General features: G+C 54.1%; 13 protein-coding genes and 1 rRNA gene (1 of these 14 cut by a window edge). 3 read left to right on the top strand and 11 right to left on the bottom strand.

Going from position 1 to position 18,081, the window contains the following annotated elements:
• A 16S ribosomal RNA gene (locus OSC10802_RS0108920) occupies positions 1-1,457 on the bottom strand (it extends 30 nt beyond the left edge of the window).
• A gap of 338 nt (positions 1,458-1,795) precedes the next feature.
• Between OSC10802_RS0108920 and nadC the strand changes: the two genes are divergently transcribed.
• Positions 1,796-2,662, top strand: a complete 867-nt coding sequence (gene nadC / locus OSC10802_RS0108930) for a carboxylating nicotinate-nucleotide diphosphorylase (RefSeq protein ID WP_017716439.1) — start codon at positions 1,796-1,798, stop codon at positions 2,660-2,662.
• A gap of 119 nt (positions 2,663-2,781) precedes the next feature.
• Here the strand turns inward: nadC and pstS are convergent, their stop codons facing one another.
• The 9 genes from pstS to lipA all read right to left on the bottom strand — a co-directional run bounded on the left by pstS (position 2,782) and on the right by lipA (position 15,520).
• Positions 2,782-3,891, bottom strand: coding sequence for a phosphate ABC transporter substrate-binding protein PstS (gene pstS / locus OSC10802_RS0108935; RefSeq protein ID WP_026098314.1), 1,110 nt, complete (start codon positions 3,889-3,891; stop codon positions 2,782-2,784).
• 468 nt (positions 3,892-4,359) lie between these two features.
• The gene (locus tag OSC10802_RS39330; RefSeq protein WP_017716441.1) at positions 4,360-6,561 is read right to left on the bottom strand and encodes an iron uptake porin; all 2,202 of its coding nucleotides are present in this window, start codon (positions 6,559-6,561) and stop codon (positions 4,360-4,362) included.
• A 1,023-nt stretch (positions 6,562-7,584) separates the two neighbouring features.
• Positions 7,585-8,292 carry an ABC transporter ATP-binding protein gene (locus OSC10802_RS0108945; RefSeq protein WP_017716442.1) on the bottom strand — a complete coding sequence of 236 codons (708 nt, stop codon included), beginning with the start codon at positions 8,290-8,292 and terminating at the stop codon, positions 7,585-7,587.
• 257 nt (positions 8,293-8,549) lie between these two features.
• Positions 8,550-9,326: an ABC transporter ATP-binding protein gene (locus tag OSC10802_RS0108950; protein ID WP_017716443.1), complete on the bottom strand. Its 777-nt coding sequence runs from the start codon at positions 9,324-9,326 to the stop codon at positions 8,550-8,552.
• The gene (locus OSC10802_RS0108955; RefSeq protein WP_017716444.1) at positions 9,326-10,876 is read right to left on the bottom strand and encodes a branched-chain amino acid ABC transporter permease; all 1,551 of its coding nucleotides are present in this window, start codon (positions 10,874-10,876) and stop codon (positions 9,326-9,328) included. Before OSC10802_RS0108955 ends, OSC10802_RS0108950 begins: the two co-directional genes overlap by 1 nt.
• An 83-nt stretch (positions 10,877-10,959) precedes the next feature.
• Positions 10,960-12,036, bottom strand: coding sequence for a branched-chain amino acid ABC transporter permease (locus OSC10802_RS0108960; RefSeq protein WP_017716445.1), 1,077 nt, complete (start codon positions 12,034-12,036; stop codon positions 10,960-10,962).
• On the bottom strand, positions 12,033-12,155 hold the full coding sequence (locus tag OSC10802_RS55520; RefSeq protein ID WP_017716446.1) for a hypothetical protein: 123 nt from the start codon (positions 12,153-12,155) through the stop codon (positions 12,033-12,035). Before OSC10802_RS55520 ends, OSC10802_RS0108960 begins: the two co-directional genes overlap by 4 nt.
• Positions 12,156-12,511: 356 nt before the next feature.
• Positions 12,512-13,777: a branched-chain amino acid ABC transporter substrate-binding protein gene (locus tag OSC10802_RS0108970; protein WP_017716447.1), complete on the bottom strand. Its 1,266-nt coding sequence runs from the start codon at positions 13,775-13,777 to the stop codon at positions 12,512-12,514.
• Positions 13,778-14,578: 801 nt separating this feature from the next.
• Entirely contained in the window at positions 14,579-15,520 is a 942-nt protein-coding gene (gene lipA / locus OSC10802_RS0108980; protein WP_017716449.1) for a lipoyl synthase, read from the bottom strand.
• Positions 15,521-15,977: 457 nt separating this feature from the next.
• On the opposite strand from lipA, the gene OSC10802_RS0108985 reads away from it, so the two are divergent.
• Positions 15,978-16,553, top strand: a complete 576-nt coding sequence (locus tag OSC10802_RS0108985; protein WP_017716450.1) for a response regulator — start codon at positions 15,978-15,980, stop codon at positions 16,551-16,553.
• Between the two features lie 316 nt (positions 16,554-16,869).
• Here OSC10802_RS0108985 and OSC10802_RS49275 read toward each other — a convergent pair whose 3' ends face one another.
• Positions 16,870-17,019: a hypothetical protein gene (locus OSC10802_RS49275; protein ID WP_155967476.1), complete on the bottom strand. Its 150-nt coding sequence runs from the start codon at positions 17,017-17,019 to the stop codon at positions 16,870-16,872.
• Between the two features lie 147 nt (positions 17,020-17,166).
• Between OSC10802_RS49275 and OSC10802_RS0108995 the strand changes: the two genes are divergently transcribed.
• The gene (locus OSC10802_RS0108995; RefSeq protein WP_017716451.1) at positions 17,167-17,847 is read left to right on the top strand and encodes a Uma2 family endonuclease; all 681 of its coding nucleotides are present in this window, start codon (positions 17,167-17,169) and stop codon (positions 17,845-17,847) included.
• Positions 17,848-18,081 lie beyond the last annotated feature (234 nt).

The raw sequence follows: 18,081 nt of genomic DNA on the forward strand, positions 1-18,081 counted from the left end.
ACGGCTACCTTGTTACGACTTCACCCCAGTCACCAGCCCAGCCTTCGGCGTCCTCCCCCTTTCGGTTAGAGTAACGACTTCGGGCTAAACCAGCTCCCATGGTGTGACGGGCGGTGTGTACAAGGCCCGGGAACGTATTCACCGCAGTATGCTGACCTGCGATTACTAGCGATTCCGCCTTCACGCAGGCGAGTTGCAGCCTGCGATCTGAACTGAGCCACGGTTTGCGGGATTGGCTTGCCGTCACCGGCTCGCTACCCTCTGTCCGCAGCATTGTAGTACGTGTGTTGCCCAGGACGTAAGGGGCATGCTGACTTGACGTCATCCCCACCTTCCTCCGGTTTGTCACCGGCAGTCTGTTCAGAGTTCCCAACTTAATGATGGCAACTGAACACGAGGGTTGCGCTCGTTGCGGGACTTAACCCAACATCTCACGACACGAGCTGACGACAGCCATGCACCACCTGTGTTCGCGCTCCCTAAGGCACCCCCACCTTTCAGCGGGGTTCGCGACATGTCAAGCCCTGGTAAGGTTCTTCGCGTTGCATCGAATTAAACCACATACTCCACCGCTTGTGCGGGCCCCCGTCAATTCCTTTGAGTTTCACACTTGCGTGCGTACTTCCCAGGCGGGATACTTAACGCGTTAGCTCCGGCACTGCCAGGGTCGAGCCCGGCAACGCCTAGTATCCATCGTTTACGGCTAGGACTACAGGGGTATCTAATCCCTTTCGCTCCCCTAGCTTTCGTCCCTCAGTGTCAGTTGCAGTCCAGCAGAGCGCTTTCGCCACCGGTGTTCTTCCCAATCTCTACGCATTTCACCGCTACACTGGGAATTCCCTCTACCCCTAATGCACTCTAGCCGTTCAGTTTCCACTGCCTTTCCGGGGTTAAGCCCCAGTCTTTGACAGCCGACTTGAACAGCCACCTGCGAACGCTTTACGCCCAATCATTCCGGATAACGCTTGCATCCTCCGTCTTACCGCGGCTGCTGGCACGGAGTTAGCCGATGCTTATTCCTCAGGTACCGTCAGGTTTCTTCCCTGAGAAAAGAGGTTTACAACCCAAGAGCCTTCGTCCCTCACGCGGTCTTGCTCCGTCAGGCTTTCGCCCATTGCGGAAAATTCCCCACTGCTGCCTCCCGTAGGAGTCTGGGCCGTGTCTCAGTCCCAGTGTGACTGGTCGTCCTCTCAGACCAGTTACCGATCGTCGCCTTGGTAGGCTATAACCCTACCAACTAGCTAATCGGACGCGAGCTCATCTTCAGGCGATAAATCTTTCACCTCTCGGCACATCGGGTCTTAGCAGCCGTTTCCAGCTGTTGTCCCCGACCTGAAGGCAGATTCTCACGCGTTACTCACCCGTCCGCCACTAGAGGATTTCTCCTCCCGTTCGACTTGCATGTGTTAAGCAGACCGCCAGCGTTCATCCTGAGCCAGGATCAAACTCTCCGTGGTGTTCTTTGAGTTTGTGACTCTCTCCCCAAAAGGGGAGGTTTTTGTTATAATGAAATCTCCAGGTTGCCCCGAAGACCTCTAATTGCTTTGACGAGGTTTTTGATGCTTTCTGGCTTTCAAACTATTCTTTTATCTAGGTTCGGTGCTGTGAGGGCGTCGGGCCGCTTGCGCTGCCTCTTTCCTCACCGCGCTTTACTACTGTAACAACCCCCAAAAAATTTGTCAAGCTTTTTCGGGAAATTTTTTGAAAAAGGTTTCGGAAATCCTGAATCGACCTGCCGGTAAGGGTTTGAGCTAGATTGGGGGAGAGCGTGACAGAAGCGTAAGGAGAAAATTTTGTGAGGGCCATCCCTGTTTTGCCCCCGTGGGTCGTCTTAGACCCGCTCTTGCAGACTTGGTTGCTGGAGGACATTGGCCGGGGGGACCGCACGACTCAGAGCTTATTTACCGCAGAAGTCCCGGATGGGCGAGGCGAGTGGGCTGTCAAAGAGCCCGGAGTGATTGCCGGCTTGCCGGTGGCCCGTCGGGTATTCCAGCTCCTGAATGGCCAAGTGAACTTTGAGGCCACCGCTGCCGATGGCGAATCGTGCAACCCGGGGCAGATAGTCGCTCGCTTTGATGGCCCACTGGACGCCCTGCTTGCAGGCGAGCGAGTTGCCTTAAACCTGGCCATGCGTCTCAGCGGCATCGCCACCCTGACGCGCAAATATATAGAGAAAATTTCCGACCTGCCGGTGCAGCTGGTGGACACCCGCAAAACCACACCCGGTTTGAGACTGCTGGAGAAGTACGCCACTCAAGTCGGAGGGGCCAGGAACCACCGCATGGGCCTGGATGACGCCGTGATGATCAAGGACAACCACATTGCCGCCGCCGGCGGCATTGGACCGGCAATCGCTATGATTCGGGAGCGCATTCCCTACCCCCTGACCATAGAAGTCGAAACCGAAACACTGGCCCAAGTCGAAGAAGCCCTGCAGCACGGAGCGGACATCATCATGCTGGACAATATGTCACTGGACCTGATGGCCGAAGCCGTGCGGCTGATTCGCGCTTCACAGCCCCGGGTCAAAATTGAAGCGTCTGGCAACATTACCCTAGACACCCTCCGCGCCGTGGGCCAAACCGGCGTAGACTACATTTCTACCAGCGCCCCGATCACTCGCTCCACTTGGCTGGATTTGAGCATGAAAATAAAAAGCTAGCTGAGCGAACAAAATTCAGCTTCAGAGCGCCGGTAAGTCAGAAACCCGGTTTCTTTAAGAAACCGGGTTTCTTGCTCCCCGCAGGAGTGCCGGTGCGGACGGAGAGCACTCTACTTTTACTAAGGCTTAATCGTCTCCACAGCCGCTGTCACCTTGGTCACCACTTCCGGTGGCAGAGGCACATATCCCAGTTCAGAACTTAATCTTTGTCCGTCAGCCAGCCCCCATTTGAGAACATCTTTCAAAGCTTTGGCTTTGTCAGCACTGTCATACTCCTTGTAAGCCATTATCCAGGTATAGCTGACAATTGGGTAGGAACTCTCTCCCTCTGGATCTTCAATAAATTTCACCAAATTTTCCGGCAGCTGCACTGCAGCGAGTGTCTTAGCAGCCGCCTCTGGAGTTGGCTCAACATACTTACCGGCTTTATTTTCCAAAGCCGCCATCTTCAAGTTTTGCTGCTTGGCATAGCCATACTCAACGTAACCGATCGCCCCTTCAGTTTGCAAGATTTGCGCTGTGACGCCCTCATTGCCCTTAGCCCCAACAAATCCCTGTCCCTGCGGCCATTCCACAGTTTTACCCTCTCCCGGACCGGCTTTCCATTCCGGGCTGACAGCGCTCAAGTGTTTCGTAAACACAGCAGTCGTACCGCTGCCATCTGACCGGTGCACAACTGTTATCGGTTTATCTGGCAACTTCACTCCGGCATTGATTTCCGCAATTTTAGGGTCATTCCAATTCGTGATTTTGCCCAATAAAATATCTGCATAAACTTGCCGAGAGAGCTTGATACCACTTGAGACATCGGGCAGATTGTAGGCGAAGACGATACTGCCGGCAGTCATTGGCAGCAGCACCGCACCCTTGGCAACCTGTTTAATCTCATCCTCTTTCATTGCAACGTCACTGGCTCCGAAGTCAACCGTTCCACTAATGAACTGTTTCACCCCAGCGCCACTGCCAACAGATTGATAGTTGATTTGCGTCTTGGGATTGCTTTTGCCATACTCAGCGAACCAGCGCTGATACAAAGGAGCGGGAAAACTCGCACCGGCACCCGTGAGGGTGACACTGGAACCCGCCGCAACTGGAGTAGACGGAGAACTGCCAGTTCCTGTAGGGCTTGTCGGGGTTTTGGTTTGGGAACCGCAGCCGGCAACACTGACAGAAAACGCAATCAGCGGTAAAAGCAGAGCCTGTCGCATGGGACGAATTTGAAAAAGCATAGCACCTTCAGAAAACTCTAGAAGAAAGAAATTGAAAGTCAGGTAAATCCCCTCGTTTCCAGGCTCACTTAAGGAAAGCCAGCGGCGCACTGTGGGGAACCCCTAACCAGAGGCTCTGCCTCCTAGAACGCTGGCGCAAGTAGAATGCGCGACAGCTTAACGCCACCTCAAGGTAGAGGCGCGCTCACAAGTAATGTACCCTGGAAACAGAGAATATTTATAAACGCGCACCGGCTCACAAAGAGAAGAGATTAGTAAAGACGATTTCAATAGGAATCTCTTCAGCTTCACAAGAATATTGTTCAACCCGGACCCACTCAAACACGGGGTTCAAGTCAGGTCGGTCAAACTCAACGCCTCAAGGTAATTTCAGGCCCCCGGTCTTTCCAAGAAACCCGGGGCTGGGAGAACCCCGGTTTCTTGAATTTGTCTCCTACTTAATTCTGGAACCCCTCAGGCTAAAGACACCTAGAATGTGAAGGTGGTGCGGATGGTTCCCACGTAGTCGTTTGCGTTGTTTTCGTTGTGTTCTGGATTGAGAATGACAAACAAGCCAGGAGTGATGGAAATATTGTCGGTCACTTGGTAGCGATAGAAAGCCTCCAGGTGCCAGGAAGTATCTTTGTTTTCACGACTGGCTAAGTTATTTTCCGTCACTTTAGGCGGCATGCCCACCATCAAACCGAGCAAATTGCCTTCTTTGCCCAAATCCGGGAAACCAGCCGTCACCGCCCAGTTCCAGATGGTAGCGTCGTTATTACTGCCAGAAACTTCCTCTTGCGCCCGCGTGTAACCGGCCCAACCCGAAAGGGTAAATCGAGAGCTCGCACGCAAGGTGGCTTCCAAACCGTAGTGATTGGCTGAAGTAGGTGTGCCATTAAAAGGATTGTCTGCGAAACTACTGCCTGTGCTTGCCGATACCCCCCGCCCATTACGATAGTATGAGTTCACGTAGGTAAAACCGAGAGCGAACCGATCGCTAGGACGGAAGGTGAGCTGACCGAGGGCAGCATAGGAACCCTTGAAAAACCCCCCGCCTCCCCCAGGAGCAGGTTCGGGGTCGTTGCCGTTAGGGGCTTGATACCCTAAAGATATCCCCAATGCCTTGCTAAAATTGTAGTTGAGGGTAACACCTTGCCCTCCCCCCTGCCGGTAGATGGGGTTGAATCGCCCAAACCGGGAAATAGATCCAACACCACTACTTTCAAACAAAGGGTTAAACACATACACATTATCGTTGTACTCAGCCGCATTGGCGTCAACAGTAACCGTGGCCTTGCTAGTCAGCGGGAAACGGTAGAACAGTTTATGGAGTTCAATATTGCTGCTTACCGTAGACGTATCAAACGACAAGCGATCCATATTGGTGCCACCTAGGCGAGCGCTACCCAAGTTATCCGTTGCGTTAGCTTGCAAACGGGTTCGCAGCAGGTCTTTCCCCGTAAAGCTGGTATCGAAATTCAACCGCATCCGATAAGTAGCGTGGGGTACGACATTTCCTCCGCCGTCTCCAATGATGTCACTGCCGGCAACTATCACCTCACCTTTGAGTTTCGTAGTCGTGGAGAACTGATTGGCTTCCAGTTCAGCTGTCCGCGCTTCCAAAACGTCGGTGCGACCGCGAAGGGTGGCCAGTTCTGCCTGAAACTCCTCTAGCAGCCGCTGCACTGTTGCTAAATCCGCTTTGGCGATCAACTGTGAAGTATCGATACCCGGTCCAATCAGCTGAACGATCCGTTCCAAACAGGCGTTCAAACCGGCAGCAAACTCGTAGCGCGTCATGGCTCGGTTCCCCCGGAACGTACCGTCCGGATACCCGGCAATACAGCCGTAGCGCTCGACCAAGTTCTGCAAGGCTTGGAAGGCCCAGTCTGTGGGCTGCACGTCCGACAGCTGGGAAACGGAAGTCACCTGGCCCATTGGGTCAGCTGCATCGGCAGATTCCCCGGCGGTTTCCAGAGCGCTGACCGAAGGTTGAGCCGGCACAGCCGTTTCCGCCGGCACTGTCTCACCGGCAGGCAGTTGCGAACTCAAGGTGCTGCCGGCACTCACCTGAGACTGCGGGGGGTTGGCAGCTTGCGCCTGCGAGCTGGCTTGCGGTGCCGGTTGGCCAGAGCTTGACAGCGAGCTGACCGCAGAGCCTTGGGCTTCCCGCAGGGTGGGTTCAGCCGGCACAGCCGTTTCCGCCGGCACTGTCTCACCGGCAGGCAATTGCGCACTCAAGGTACTGCCGGCACTCACCTCAGACTGCGGGGGGTTGGCAGCTTGCGCCTGCGAGCTGGCTTGCGGTGCCGGTTGGCCAGAGGTTAACAGCTCGCTGACCTCAGACCCTTGGGCTTCCCGCAGGGTGGGTTCAGCCGCAGTGAGTGCAGCGGCTAGTGTGGCCACGGCTGGCATTTCAGCCACTGTCGCAGTCCCGGCACTCACCGAGGTGGACTTCACTTCCTCAGGCTGAGCCAATGCAACAGCGGCCACCTGAGCGGTGGCTTGGAGCGCAGATTGGTCAGCGATTTCTACAGAACTGCCGGTTTGGCCAGAAGCGGCTACCATTGGGTCCGCCTCTGTGCTGACTGCCGGCGCTTCAATGGCCAGAGCGCTGTTGGCCAAGACCAAGGTCGCGCCCAGGACGGCTGGACTGTGCTGTATAGCAGCCCGAAAAATCTTTAACATCCTTGTTTCCTCACACCTAACTGAGATCCCCAAATTGCTGAGCGGCTTGTTGCTGTTACAAGACCCAGACAGTAACGCCCATCTTATCAAGAATCTCAGGCACTAACTCCTATATATGTAGTCTCCCTGTGACTTTTAATCCTCGTACAGCAGGAACATATCCCACCTCAAGCGCGTTTTAGATTGGAAGCCATGAGAAATACTAATTGTTTTAGCTTAAGAATAGGTAAAAACTTTATAAGACCAAGGTTAAGCTTTGTCCCAACCCCAGGGGCGATCGATCCCGAGCGGGACAGGGGTTGGGGGGCTCGCTTTGTCCCGCCTTAAACTGCAAGCCCCCTGGGAAAGCCCGCAGAAGCAGGCACCCCCCAGCTATCTCCCGTTTCCGAGAATCTGGGACAGCAACTGGGAAGTGGGCGGCCTCTCACTCCCCCTTCCCGCTAGCGGGGAAGGGGGAACCCCCTCTGGGGATAAGGGGGCTCGGGGCCCCCTTTGGGGATGGGGGTAGAGGGGTTGGGGGGTGGGGTTCTTCATCCGGCTTTCGGGCGCAACGCTGCTTTTGTGTCCCTTCCGATACATTTTTGCTCACAACCTTTAACAGTTGCCAACAAATACATAAGCTGAGAGATTCTCTCAACCAAGACGTATCAACCAATGCCCACAGTCAAATCCCGCGTTCGCAACAGCCAAGTTCATGATATTGACCGCCTTCTTTTAAGAAGAAGTCACTTGAACTAGCTTGAAGGCCACTCATCCTTTAGAGTTTCAGGCTTTGTGGCAGTTTCCGGGACAGCCACCCGCTTTTGGTTCAATGGTCATGGTGACTGTCTTGAGCTTTTCAGCGCAGCCACCCGCCAAAGGTTCTCAGGTTCGGGTGCCTGTGTTTAGTAAAGTATAGCATAGATTGGAAGATGTTAGCAAATCACCTGCTGTTGCCAGCCCCCACCGGCATCCCAGCACCGGCACGGCACAACTCAAGCCCATGCCCCATGCCATGATGCCCCATGCCCCATGCCCTGTCAATTACGTTTCTCCCAAATAAGCCTTGCGAACGGTTTCGTTCGACTCCAGCTCACTAGCAGTCCCTTCCACCACAACTTGACCCGTTTGCAGCACATAGCCGCGATGGGCCACCTTCAAAGCCATGTGAGCGTTTTGCTCTACTAGGAGAATCGTTGTCCCCTGAGCGTTAATGTCCCGAATAATCGAGAAAATCTGGCTCACCAGCAGCGGCGCTAAACCCATACTGGGCTCATCTAATAGCAGCAAGCGGGGTCTGGCCATCAAAGCCCGACCGATGGCCAGCATTTGCTGTTCGCCACCACTGAGAGTCCCCCCTTTTTGATTGATCCGCTCTCTCAACCGGGGGAAAAGATACAAGACTTTCTCTTTATCTAACTTAATGCCTAGAGAATCCCGGCGGGAAAAAGCACCCATCTCCAGGTTTTCCAGCACCGTCATTCTAGGAAATATCAGGCGACCTTCAGGACTTTGGGAGATGCCGGCTTTGACGATTTGTTTCGGAGAGAGCGACTGCACAGATGTGCCCTCAAACAGGATTGTCCCCTGGCGGGGTCGCAACAGCCCCTGAATCGTGCGGAGAGTGGTAGTTTTCCCCGCGCCGTTACTGCCAATTAAGGTAACAATTTCCCCCTGATAGACCCGCAGAGAAACTCCCTTGAGAGCCTGAATATTTCCGTAATAGGTGTAAATATCTTTGACTTCAAGCATAAGGCTTCATTTTCACTGTTCAGGGTTCATTATAACTGGTTCCGGGGCTGGAGCCTGGGACCCGATGTCAGGAGGCTCCAGCCTCCCTCGCGTTCAAAAGACTCTGGAGAGCCGGCAGAGCCGACAAAAGGGCATTCCCAAGTATAACCTGGGAACGAGAAACGAGAAACGCGGGAAGGAGAAACGAGAAGCCTGGGAAGGAAAATGAAGGAAAAATGCCCCCTGCCCTATGCCGCATGCCGCATGCCCCATGCCCATTACCCATTCTCCTCTTCTTTCCCCAGATATGCCTCAATCACGCGGGGATCTGCGCGAACCTGAGCGGGAGTCCCCTCTGCAATTTTACAGCCGTACTCCATGACGCTCACGCGGTCGGAAATTCCCATCACCACCTGCATATCGTGTTCGATAAGCATTATGCTCAAATCGAGTTCGTCGCGCAGGCGGTAGATAAATCGAGTTAAGTCAGCCGTTTCGTTGGGATTCATGCCCGCCGTTGGCTCGTCCAGCAGCAGTATTTTAGGCTCACTCGCCAGCGCCCGGGCAATTTCCAGCCGGCGCTGGTCCCCATAAGAGAGGTTTTTTGCCAGCTCCGCAGCTTTTGAGGAGCCCAACCCCACAAAGTCGAGGAGACTGAGCGCTTTTTCCTTGGCTGTGCGCTCCTCGTAAACGGCAGCGGGCGGACGGAATAAAGCTCCAACTAAACCTGTCTTCAACCGGCTGTGCCTGCCCACCAGAACATTTTGCAGCACCGTCATGTTATTAAACAAGCGGATATTCTGAAACGTCCGAGCAATTCCCAAGCTTGTCAGCTTGTGAGGCGGCGATCCGGTAATCTCTCTGCCCTCCAGCAGCAACTGACCGGCAGTGGGGACATAGATGCCGGTGAGCGTATTGAAAAATGTCGTCTTGCCAGCGCCATTCGGGCCAATCACGCTGGCAATTATATTTTTTTCCAGGGTAAAATCGACTCGATTGACTGCAGTCAGCCCTCCGAATCGCATGGTAAGTTCTCGCGCTTCTAACAGTGGCATTACCGGCTCCTCGCGTCTGCTAAAAACTCTTTACTCTCCTCCCCAGTCTCGTGCAGTTCGGCTTTGTGCAGCGTATCAGGCACCAGACCTTCCGGGCGCACCAGCATCATTATGACTAATGTCAGGCCAAAAAGAAACAGGCGCATCTGGAGCGGATCGAGACTCGTTGCCACAAAGTCTCGCAGTCCCGGATCGGCAATCACCGGCAGTACAGAAGTATTCAGCCAACTCTTGATAACTTGCGCCAGTTGAGGCAGATACAGCCGATCTGCCGCCATGATGATAATGGCACCCAGGATTACCCCCGTCAGATTGCCCAGCCCGCCCAAAATCACCATGCACAAGATGATGACAGAAATGGAAAAATCGAATACACTGGGAAATATAGCGCTGATATAGGCGGCGTAGAAAGCGCCGGCAAATCCCGAGAAGGTTGCCCCCATCGCAAAGGCGAGTAATTTGCTGTTGACCAGGTTGATTCCCATCGCGCTGGCGGCTAGCTCATCTTCGCGGATGGCTGTCCAAGAGCGCCCCAAGCGGGAATCGCGCAGGCGCACGATGGCAACGTAGGCAAATACTACCAGGAACAGGATTAAATAATACCAGGGCAGGTAGTTGGCGGATTCAAACGTGCCGATTAAGGGGAGGGTTGGGCGATTGATGGGGTTAATTCCGGCTTCTCCGCCGGTCAAATTAATCGCGCGGGCGCACCCTGCCAGACAAATTGCCATTTCTGGATGCCCCTGCAGGGAAGCCAGAAACTTGGAGATGGGCTCCTCAATCCGCACGTCAGTTAAATTCCGAAATACCACAGGAACAATTTGCCCAAACCCGAGGGTGACAATTGCCAGGTAATCCCCGCGCAACCGCAAGGTGGGTGTTCCCAAAATTAAACCGGCAATCGCCGCCACGACTGCAGCAACCGGCAGCGCCACCCAGAAGTTCCAATCCAGGTCAAGTTGGGGAGAGGCTAAAAAGCCGGTGGTATAAGCGCCAATGGCAAAAAAGGCGACGTAGCCCAAATCCAGCAAGCCGGCAAAGCCTACAGTAATATTCAGTCCCAGGGCTAGCATCACAAAGATTAAAATTTGGATAGCCGTATCTATCCAGTTTGTCTGACCGGCTCGATCGGCAAAGGGAAAAAGTACCAGTATGAAAGCCAGCGTCACCAGGGTTGCCTGTTGCTTTCTTTGACCCGGTATGCCTTGCAAAGCTCCCATCACTCCGCCGGCTAGAGTGGCAATTGCCACCGCCAGCACGATTTCGACCGTTCCTGTAGCCGGCAGTCCTAAAACAGGTGCGAGCAGCTTTTGAAGTGCGCTTCCAAGCAGCAGCCAAAGCCCGACAATCAATCCCGCACCGGCACCCGCTCCCAACCCAGCAGTTGGGCTGAGAATTCTCTGCCGTTGAGCCTGCATGAAGCCCGCCGCCGTACCCAGCAGCCAGCCAATAACCGCACCGCTCCACCCGCCAAACAGAAATGCCGTTAAAGCGGCGAGCGCTCCTAAAATCCAATTGGCTGTGACAGCCTTGATTGCCTGATTTGCCATATTTGTCCTCCGCTCAGCAGCCAGCAGTCAGCAGTCAGCAGTGCGTTGCCAGAAACAGTCTAGCCACTGACTGCTGAAAAATCTCAAACCTTTTCCTGAACATTTTCGCCCAGCAAGCCGCCCGGTTTGAAGGCTAAAATGACCACCAAAACTGCGAATACCCAAGCATTAGTCCACCGGCTCGACAGGTACTGGTCACTCAAGGCAGACAGCAATCCAATCGACAACCCCCCCAGCATTGCGCCGAAAATGTTGCCGATCCCCCCCAGCACCGCTGCGGTGAACGCCCGCAAGCCCGCCGTGAAGCCCATTGTGAACACAATCGTGTTGTTGTACAGTCCCACCAGAAGCCCAGCCGCTCCCGCCAGCGCCCCGCCCAGAAAAAAAGTTAGGGCAATAATCCAATCCACATCAATGCCCACGATCAGAGCGGCGTCACGGTTTTGCGCAGTCGCTCGCATCGCCTTTCCCAGACGGGTGTTCTGCACAAACAGCTGCAGCCCCACCATCAAGCCAAGGGCAACAGCCAGCACAATCAAATCTTTCGTTGTGAACGAAATATTGCTCTGAATTCCCATCGCTTTGAGAATCTCAATGCGGGGCAATAAGTCTGGAAAGCTCTTTGGCGCAGCTGCGTTCCCCCCCATGATGGGAAGAAAAGATTTCAGCCCCCCCCAAAACAGACCGGCATTTTGGAAAATAAAAGAAACTCCAATCGCGGAGATCAGCGGTGCCAGCCGGGGGGCGTTGCGCAAAGGCCGGTAGGCGTATCTTTCGGTCAGGACGTTTAATCCAGCACAAAGACCGGCAGATATCAGCAAGGCAACTAACATAGCTGGAATGCTAGCGCTCAGGGGAGCTCCGTCTCCGACGCCAAACGCACCGATTGCTGTCAGGGAAGCAAACGCCCCCAACATGTACAAATCCCCGTGAGCGAAATTGATCAGCTCAATAATGCCATAAACCAAAGTATAGCCCAGGGCAATAATAGCAATCACCGCACCGTTGACCAGACCCACTAAGATTTGTTGAATCAGGACTTCCGGGTTGCGGACAATATCCCCTGCAATTCGGGGCAAGTCCAACCCGGCAATCGGGCCTAGCAGTAAGACCAGGTAAATGACAGCCAGGTACACAAGTGGTTTGTGCCATTGTTTCATAGGGATTTGGCTCTAAACAGCAGAGTGCGTTTTCTCGTTTCCGGACAGCCCTCACCGGCAGTCTTTTGGCCACCGGCGGTGACAGTGGTTTGCAGGGGCGGGATTTCTTTCGATATCATCTGTGGCAGACAGGCCCCATCTTATGCCTTTAATTTGCACTATAGCCCCTCTGCACTTGTTCCCAGGCAGAGCATGGAAAAGCCTCCTTGGAGGATATGCCTCGTTGCCCCGCTCTTACAACAAGCAGATTAAAAGTTAAACAGCTTATTGACTTGCCCCGCCCCCGGGCAGTCCCTACTGGAAGCCGGGAATGTATGGCGACGGCATCTGGGAACTGTATTTTCAACCCCTGCGCCGGTGCCGGATGCGGAACACAGCGAAAGCCTGAAAATCCCGCGCCCAGCGCCGGCTGCCGGTTGCCCGTCTTGGCTAGAGGAACCCCGCCCCGGGAATTTGGCAATGGGTCAATCCTACATCAATCTGCCTTGAGCAGATTGACAAACTGAAATTTACCATCCTTGACCTGATTCCCGGACATGGTGGTGAGGGTGGTGTCGCCATTGGGGTCAAAGCTCCAAGTGCCGAGCACTCCAGGAAAGTCTTTCGTGGCCAATACTGCGTCGCGGATGGCGGCGCGGTCATTTTTGCAGACTTTCCCAATGGCATCAACCACCACCTTGCCCGCTTCATAGCCATAAGCGGCGTAGGCTTCCGGTTCTGTCTTATATTTGGCCTTGTAGCTTTCATACCAGGCTTTACCGGCACCGGTGAGCTCTTTGCCTGGGACTCCCCCGAAGGTTGCGTAAACCCCTTCGGCATCTTTGCCCGCCGCATCAATCAGGGCTTGCTCGAAAATGCCGTCAGGGCCCATAAACTTGACTTTATCGGGCGTCATCCCCACATTTCGCATGTCCTTGATCAGCTGCCCTGCATTGGTCTGGGTGGTGCCGCCAAAGTAGATCAGGTCTGGGTTGAGGGCTTTGATTTTGGTCATCAAAGCTTTATAATCGCTCGATTTGGAGTCAATTCCTTCGTGCCCGAGGACTTCTATGCCCATCTTTTTGGAAGTGGCCTCGAAGATATCGGCAATCCCTTTGCCATAGAGCTCTTGATCGTCAAGGATATAGACCCGTTTCACCCCCAGGGAGTTGGCCCATTTGGCCGCCGCTGCCCCTTGCAGGTCATCCGTGGGGACGACCCGGGTGTAGTTGCGCTTGCCATTGGGGTAGTAAACGTCAGGCTCTTTGCCCTCACCTTTGCCCGGTTTGGTCAGTCCTGGATAGGTGTTGCCGGGGCTGACCATGACCAAGTTGGCTCGGTTGAGGATGGGAATCGACAGCTTGGCTGCGCCGGAGTTGAAGTGGCCAATTACCGCAACGACTGATTTGTCGGCAACGGCTCTGTTGGCGTTTTGCGTCACCTGGGCCGGGTCCCATTTACCGGCAGCGGCAGTAGCGTCGTCATATGTTTCATATTGGATCTTGAGCTTGCCATCGCAGACGGTTGAGTTTGTCTCGTCGAGAACTTGCTGGATACCGTTGACAATCGATTGGCTCTGGCCCAGGGCGCTGCCTGTCATGGGCAGGCTGGAAACAATCTTGACTGTGTTCCCAGAAGGTGCTGAGCCGGTGCCGGCACTATTTGGACCGGCACCGGGCTGTGATGGCCCACAGCCTGCCAGGGCAGAGGTTGCCAGCACTGATAAGACTAATTTACTTAACCGCACATAGGGGAGACTCATTCTTGAGCGTCCGCGGGACTCCTGTGTAAAGTTCATCTGTTCGTTCTTCTTTGGCTGTTTTTGTACTGGCATGTTCTTCTTTAGGGATGACTTGTACTTCTGTCTTTGGGTAAATGCCCCTCGCAGCTATATAGTAGTATAAATTGCCTTCCTCCCTGTGCCGCTGCCTGCAAGACTTGCCCGGTCGCCGGTGCCGGTGATATCTTTCCGTGACTTTTTGTCTGCCTGTAGGTCAAGGGCTTGACAACATAGTTTTACCTGTATCCAGTAATTTTCACAGGCTCTGAATAAGCTGTTTATATGCATAAAAAGCTTTTCGCAAGGCATGCTTGCCGTGCGGATATTTCCTGTAAAATGGCTCTCACAGATATCTCCCCCTGTAATTTTTAATACTCATAAAATGTTCTTTGCGAACAAAAAATGTCAGAGAAAAAGCCAGATGAAGCAGACTGTTACTGTTCTGGCTATTTGTGCGGAAAGATAAGCCAAATGATCCGGTTCAGCCATTGCAATAAAAGAACTTAACCTGACGATTTCGGCTGCTAAGTTACAGCGAATGCGAGCAGTTAGGCTGCGGGGGAGGGGGAAAAAGCTCTCCCGCGACCGTTGAGCCGGCCTTGGCGTGGGGTGGCCCCTGACGGTGCCGGCCCGGCGGTCAACCTCCCCTGCCGGCGGGTGTGGCTCCCCCGGATGGCGGCCACAAAGATTCTGCGCTACGGGAAACGGCAGTTTGAGGCCGGTTTGGGGAGGATTTTGAGTTTTGAATTGTGAATTTTAAATTCAAAACTGTTTTTTGGCAAGTCAAACGCCCTCACCGGCATGGTAGGAGCTGCGGACGAGGGGGCCAGACCGGACGTGAGAAAAGCCCATCTCTGTGGCAATTGCGCCGAGGCGGTCAAATTCTTCGGGCGTCCAGTATTTTCGCACCGGCAGGTGTTCCAGGGAGGGGCGCATGTACTGCCCGAGGGTGAGCCGGTCGCAGCCAGCCGCCCGCAAATCTGCCATCGCCTCAATGACCTCAGCTTCGGTTTCGCCATGTCCCAGCATCAATCCGGATTTTGTCGGGATGCTGGAATCAATTGCTCTGACGGACCGGAGGACCTCCAGGCTGCGCTCGTACTTGGCTCCCCGCCTGACGGTCCCTTGCAGGCGTCTGACTGTCTCTATATTGTGGTTGTAACAGGCGGGGAGGGCCCTGACGACTGTCTCAACGCGCTGGCGCTGCTGCTGTGCCGGTGTCATATCATAAGAGTGACCCCCCCAGAAATCGGCGGTGAGCACTTCTATCTGTGTGTCAGGGTTTAGCCGGCGCACGGCCTGCATTGTGGCCACAAACCAGCCGGCACCGGCATCTGGCAAATCATCTCTCGCCACCGATGTCAGCACGACATAGCGCAAGCCCAGCAGCTGCACGGCTTCAGCCACTTTTTGGGGTTCTTCTGGGTCTAGGGGCACCGGAGCGTGACCCTTATCCACTTGACAAAAGGCACAGGAGCGCGTACATGTTGGCCCCATGAGCAGGAATGTGGCTGTTTTCTGGGCGTAGCACTCTCCCCGGTTGGGGCAGCGGCCTTCCTCACAAATCGTGTGGATCTGGCGCTGCTTGATAATTTGCTGTACTGCAGAGAGTTGGCTGGCTTTGCCGATGGGGCGTCGCAGCCACTCTGGCATGGCCTGGATTTCTGCCCGCCGCGCTTGAGCGGGGGATGGACTTGTGGGAGTTGGACTGGGTTCGGCAGCCATAAAAGTTAGAATTTAAACCTATGGGCTAATCTCCCATAAAGCGAGAGGGTGATACAAATCTTATAACATTCCCCAAACAGGCCGGTGGGGCGGCTAGGAATTGGTGGGGCGGCTTTTGTGCGTTTTGCGCCGGAAGCGCCTTAAGCTAGGATTAAGAGATAGGCTAGCTTTCAGGCGGAGCGTTAAATATATAGTGAGCTGGAGATGCTAAATGATAAATTGTATAGCTGCTAGCAGGTTTGGAGCGCAGTCGGTGCGAGAGTGATTGTGTTTGGCAGAGGTGGCGCTAGTGAGGATTGATAGTGTTCCCGAACAAGTGGGGTTCAGATACATTTGCCGGCCCGATACCGGACTGGATTTTCTAATCGCAGTGTTCCATCGGGATTCAACCGCCTCAAGGTTGCCCAACTGTCACCATGAATTTTGATTTTTAAACCAACCACTAGAGGAGTCAGTCGTGGCAAGTCACAAAATTTTGGTTATCGATGACAGCAAGGTGATTCGGATGCGGGTGCGGGAGATGTTACCGCCGGGTAACTTTGAGATCGTGGAAGCAACAGACGGAGAAGAGGGTCTGAAGCTGATCCGCCAGGCACGCCCCAACTTAATTATGCTGGATTTCTTGCTGCCAAAAGTGAGCGGATGGGAGGTGTACCAGCACATTCAAGGTAATGCTGAGCTGCGGAAAATTCCCCTGGTGCTGATGTCCGGGCGGAAAGAAGAAGTGACTGAGAAGATTCCGGAACCGTTCAAGTATTTTGCTTTTATCGAAAAGCCATTTGAGAAGAAGCAGCTGATTGACGCGATCAAGTTAGCCATGAAACTTGGCCCAGCACCGGCACCTGCGGGGGCACCGGCAGCCGAAGCCAAGGCGCAACCTGGGGCGGCGGGCGCAGCACCGGCTGCCGGTGGGGCATCGAGCGAGCAAATTGCCCAAATGCAGGCTGAGATGAAGAAAATGCAGGCTGAGATTGATGCGCTCAAGAAGCAGCTGGCTCAGATCGTGACGGTGATCAAGCAAAAGTTGAAGTAGCCGGCTGCCGGTTCGGGATGCGGGCGCACTAGAAGGGTGATTAACACTCTGTGCTGCGGGAAACCCCACCCCCCAACCCCCTCCCGGTTAACGGGGAGGGGGAGAAAACAGAGGGGCGCAGAGGGGCGCAAGGGGCGGCCACGGGGGGCCTCCCCTACAGCAGTTTGTAGTTGGGCTTTAGCCCAACTCTCTCGCCCCGCCTCGGGGACAATTTTCATTATGTGGCGGTGTGCGCAGTTCCGAAGCGACTGCCTCCTGTAAGCGGACAGGCGGAGATTAAAAGCTTAACAGCTTAAGTTTTTAAACGGTATTTTGTTTAATTTGTCAAGAGATAAGTGTGGATTTTTTTGTAAATTTTTGTGTCGCCGGCAGGTGAGGGTGCCGGCAGTTGCAGCCGGACTCCCCGCTCAAGGCGATCGCATGCCGGCAAGATGGGTGCGAGCGCACCGGCAGGCGCGAACAGCAATTTTTCCTGGCTCTTATAGTGTCTCTCATATTAGTGAGGTACTGAGAAACCCGGTTTCTGGGCAAACACGTTCATCCAACTGAGAACCGCTATAGCTGTGCTTGTGCTAAGGTAGAGACACGAAGTTTATGGTTCGGAGCTGCGGTTATGGTAACAGAAGTGCAATCGCCAACCAAACCAGAGGTCATCTACCCCGAGAGTGACGGTCAACCGATAGCAAATAATACTGTTCAGTTTCGCTGGCTTGTAGAGATTCAGCATAATTTGGACTGGATGTGTGCGGATGACCCGAATGTGTTTGTGGCGGGGGATTTATTTTGGTATCCCGTAGAAGGGCGCAACACAATTGTCAGCGCACCGGATGTGATGGTGGTATTTGGCAGACCCAAGGGCGACAGGCGTTCCTATCTGCAGTGGAATGAGGGGGGAATTGCGCCGCAAGTCGTGTTTGAAATTCTCTCTCCCAGCAATTCCCAGGATGAAATGGACAGAAAGCTGCTGTTTTACGATCGCTACGGTGTGGAGGAGTATTACATTTACGCTCCGGACAGCAACCAGTTGCGAGGGGGGCTGCGCGGTGAGGCGGGGCTGGATGTGATTCCTTCAATGGCAAATTGGGTGAGCCCTCGGTTGGGAATTCGGTTCGATTTGTCTGGGGAGGAGTTACAGATTTTTCGTGCAGATGGAACGAGATTTTTCTCCTACGCTGAAATTTGTCAGATGCTGGAGGAGGAGCGCCAGCGGGCAGAGCAAGCCGAAAGCAGGATGCAAGAAATGGAGGAGTTGTTGGCGCGATATCGGGAGCATTTCGGGGATTTGCCGGAATGAGGGAATTGCGCATTAGAAAGAGAATGAAGACACTAAGCGCGTTTGTATTTGAGGAGTGAAAGGGTAGAAACCCGGTTTCGTAGGGGCGGGATCTTCCGCCCCTTCCGGGTTTCTGGCCGATGACAGGTTTGACAAATCCTTTAGAAACGCTATATGATAAAATAAAAAAGAATGGGTTGGGTTGGGAAATTCATCTGAAAGGCGAGCGCCGCTTCTCACCGGCACCGGCATCCC

The organism is Kamptonema formosum PCC 10802, from assembly GCF_000332335.1.
Lineage (GTDB): Bacteria > Cyanobacteriota > Cyanobacteriia > Cyanobacteriales > Oscillatoriaceae > Oscillatoria.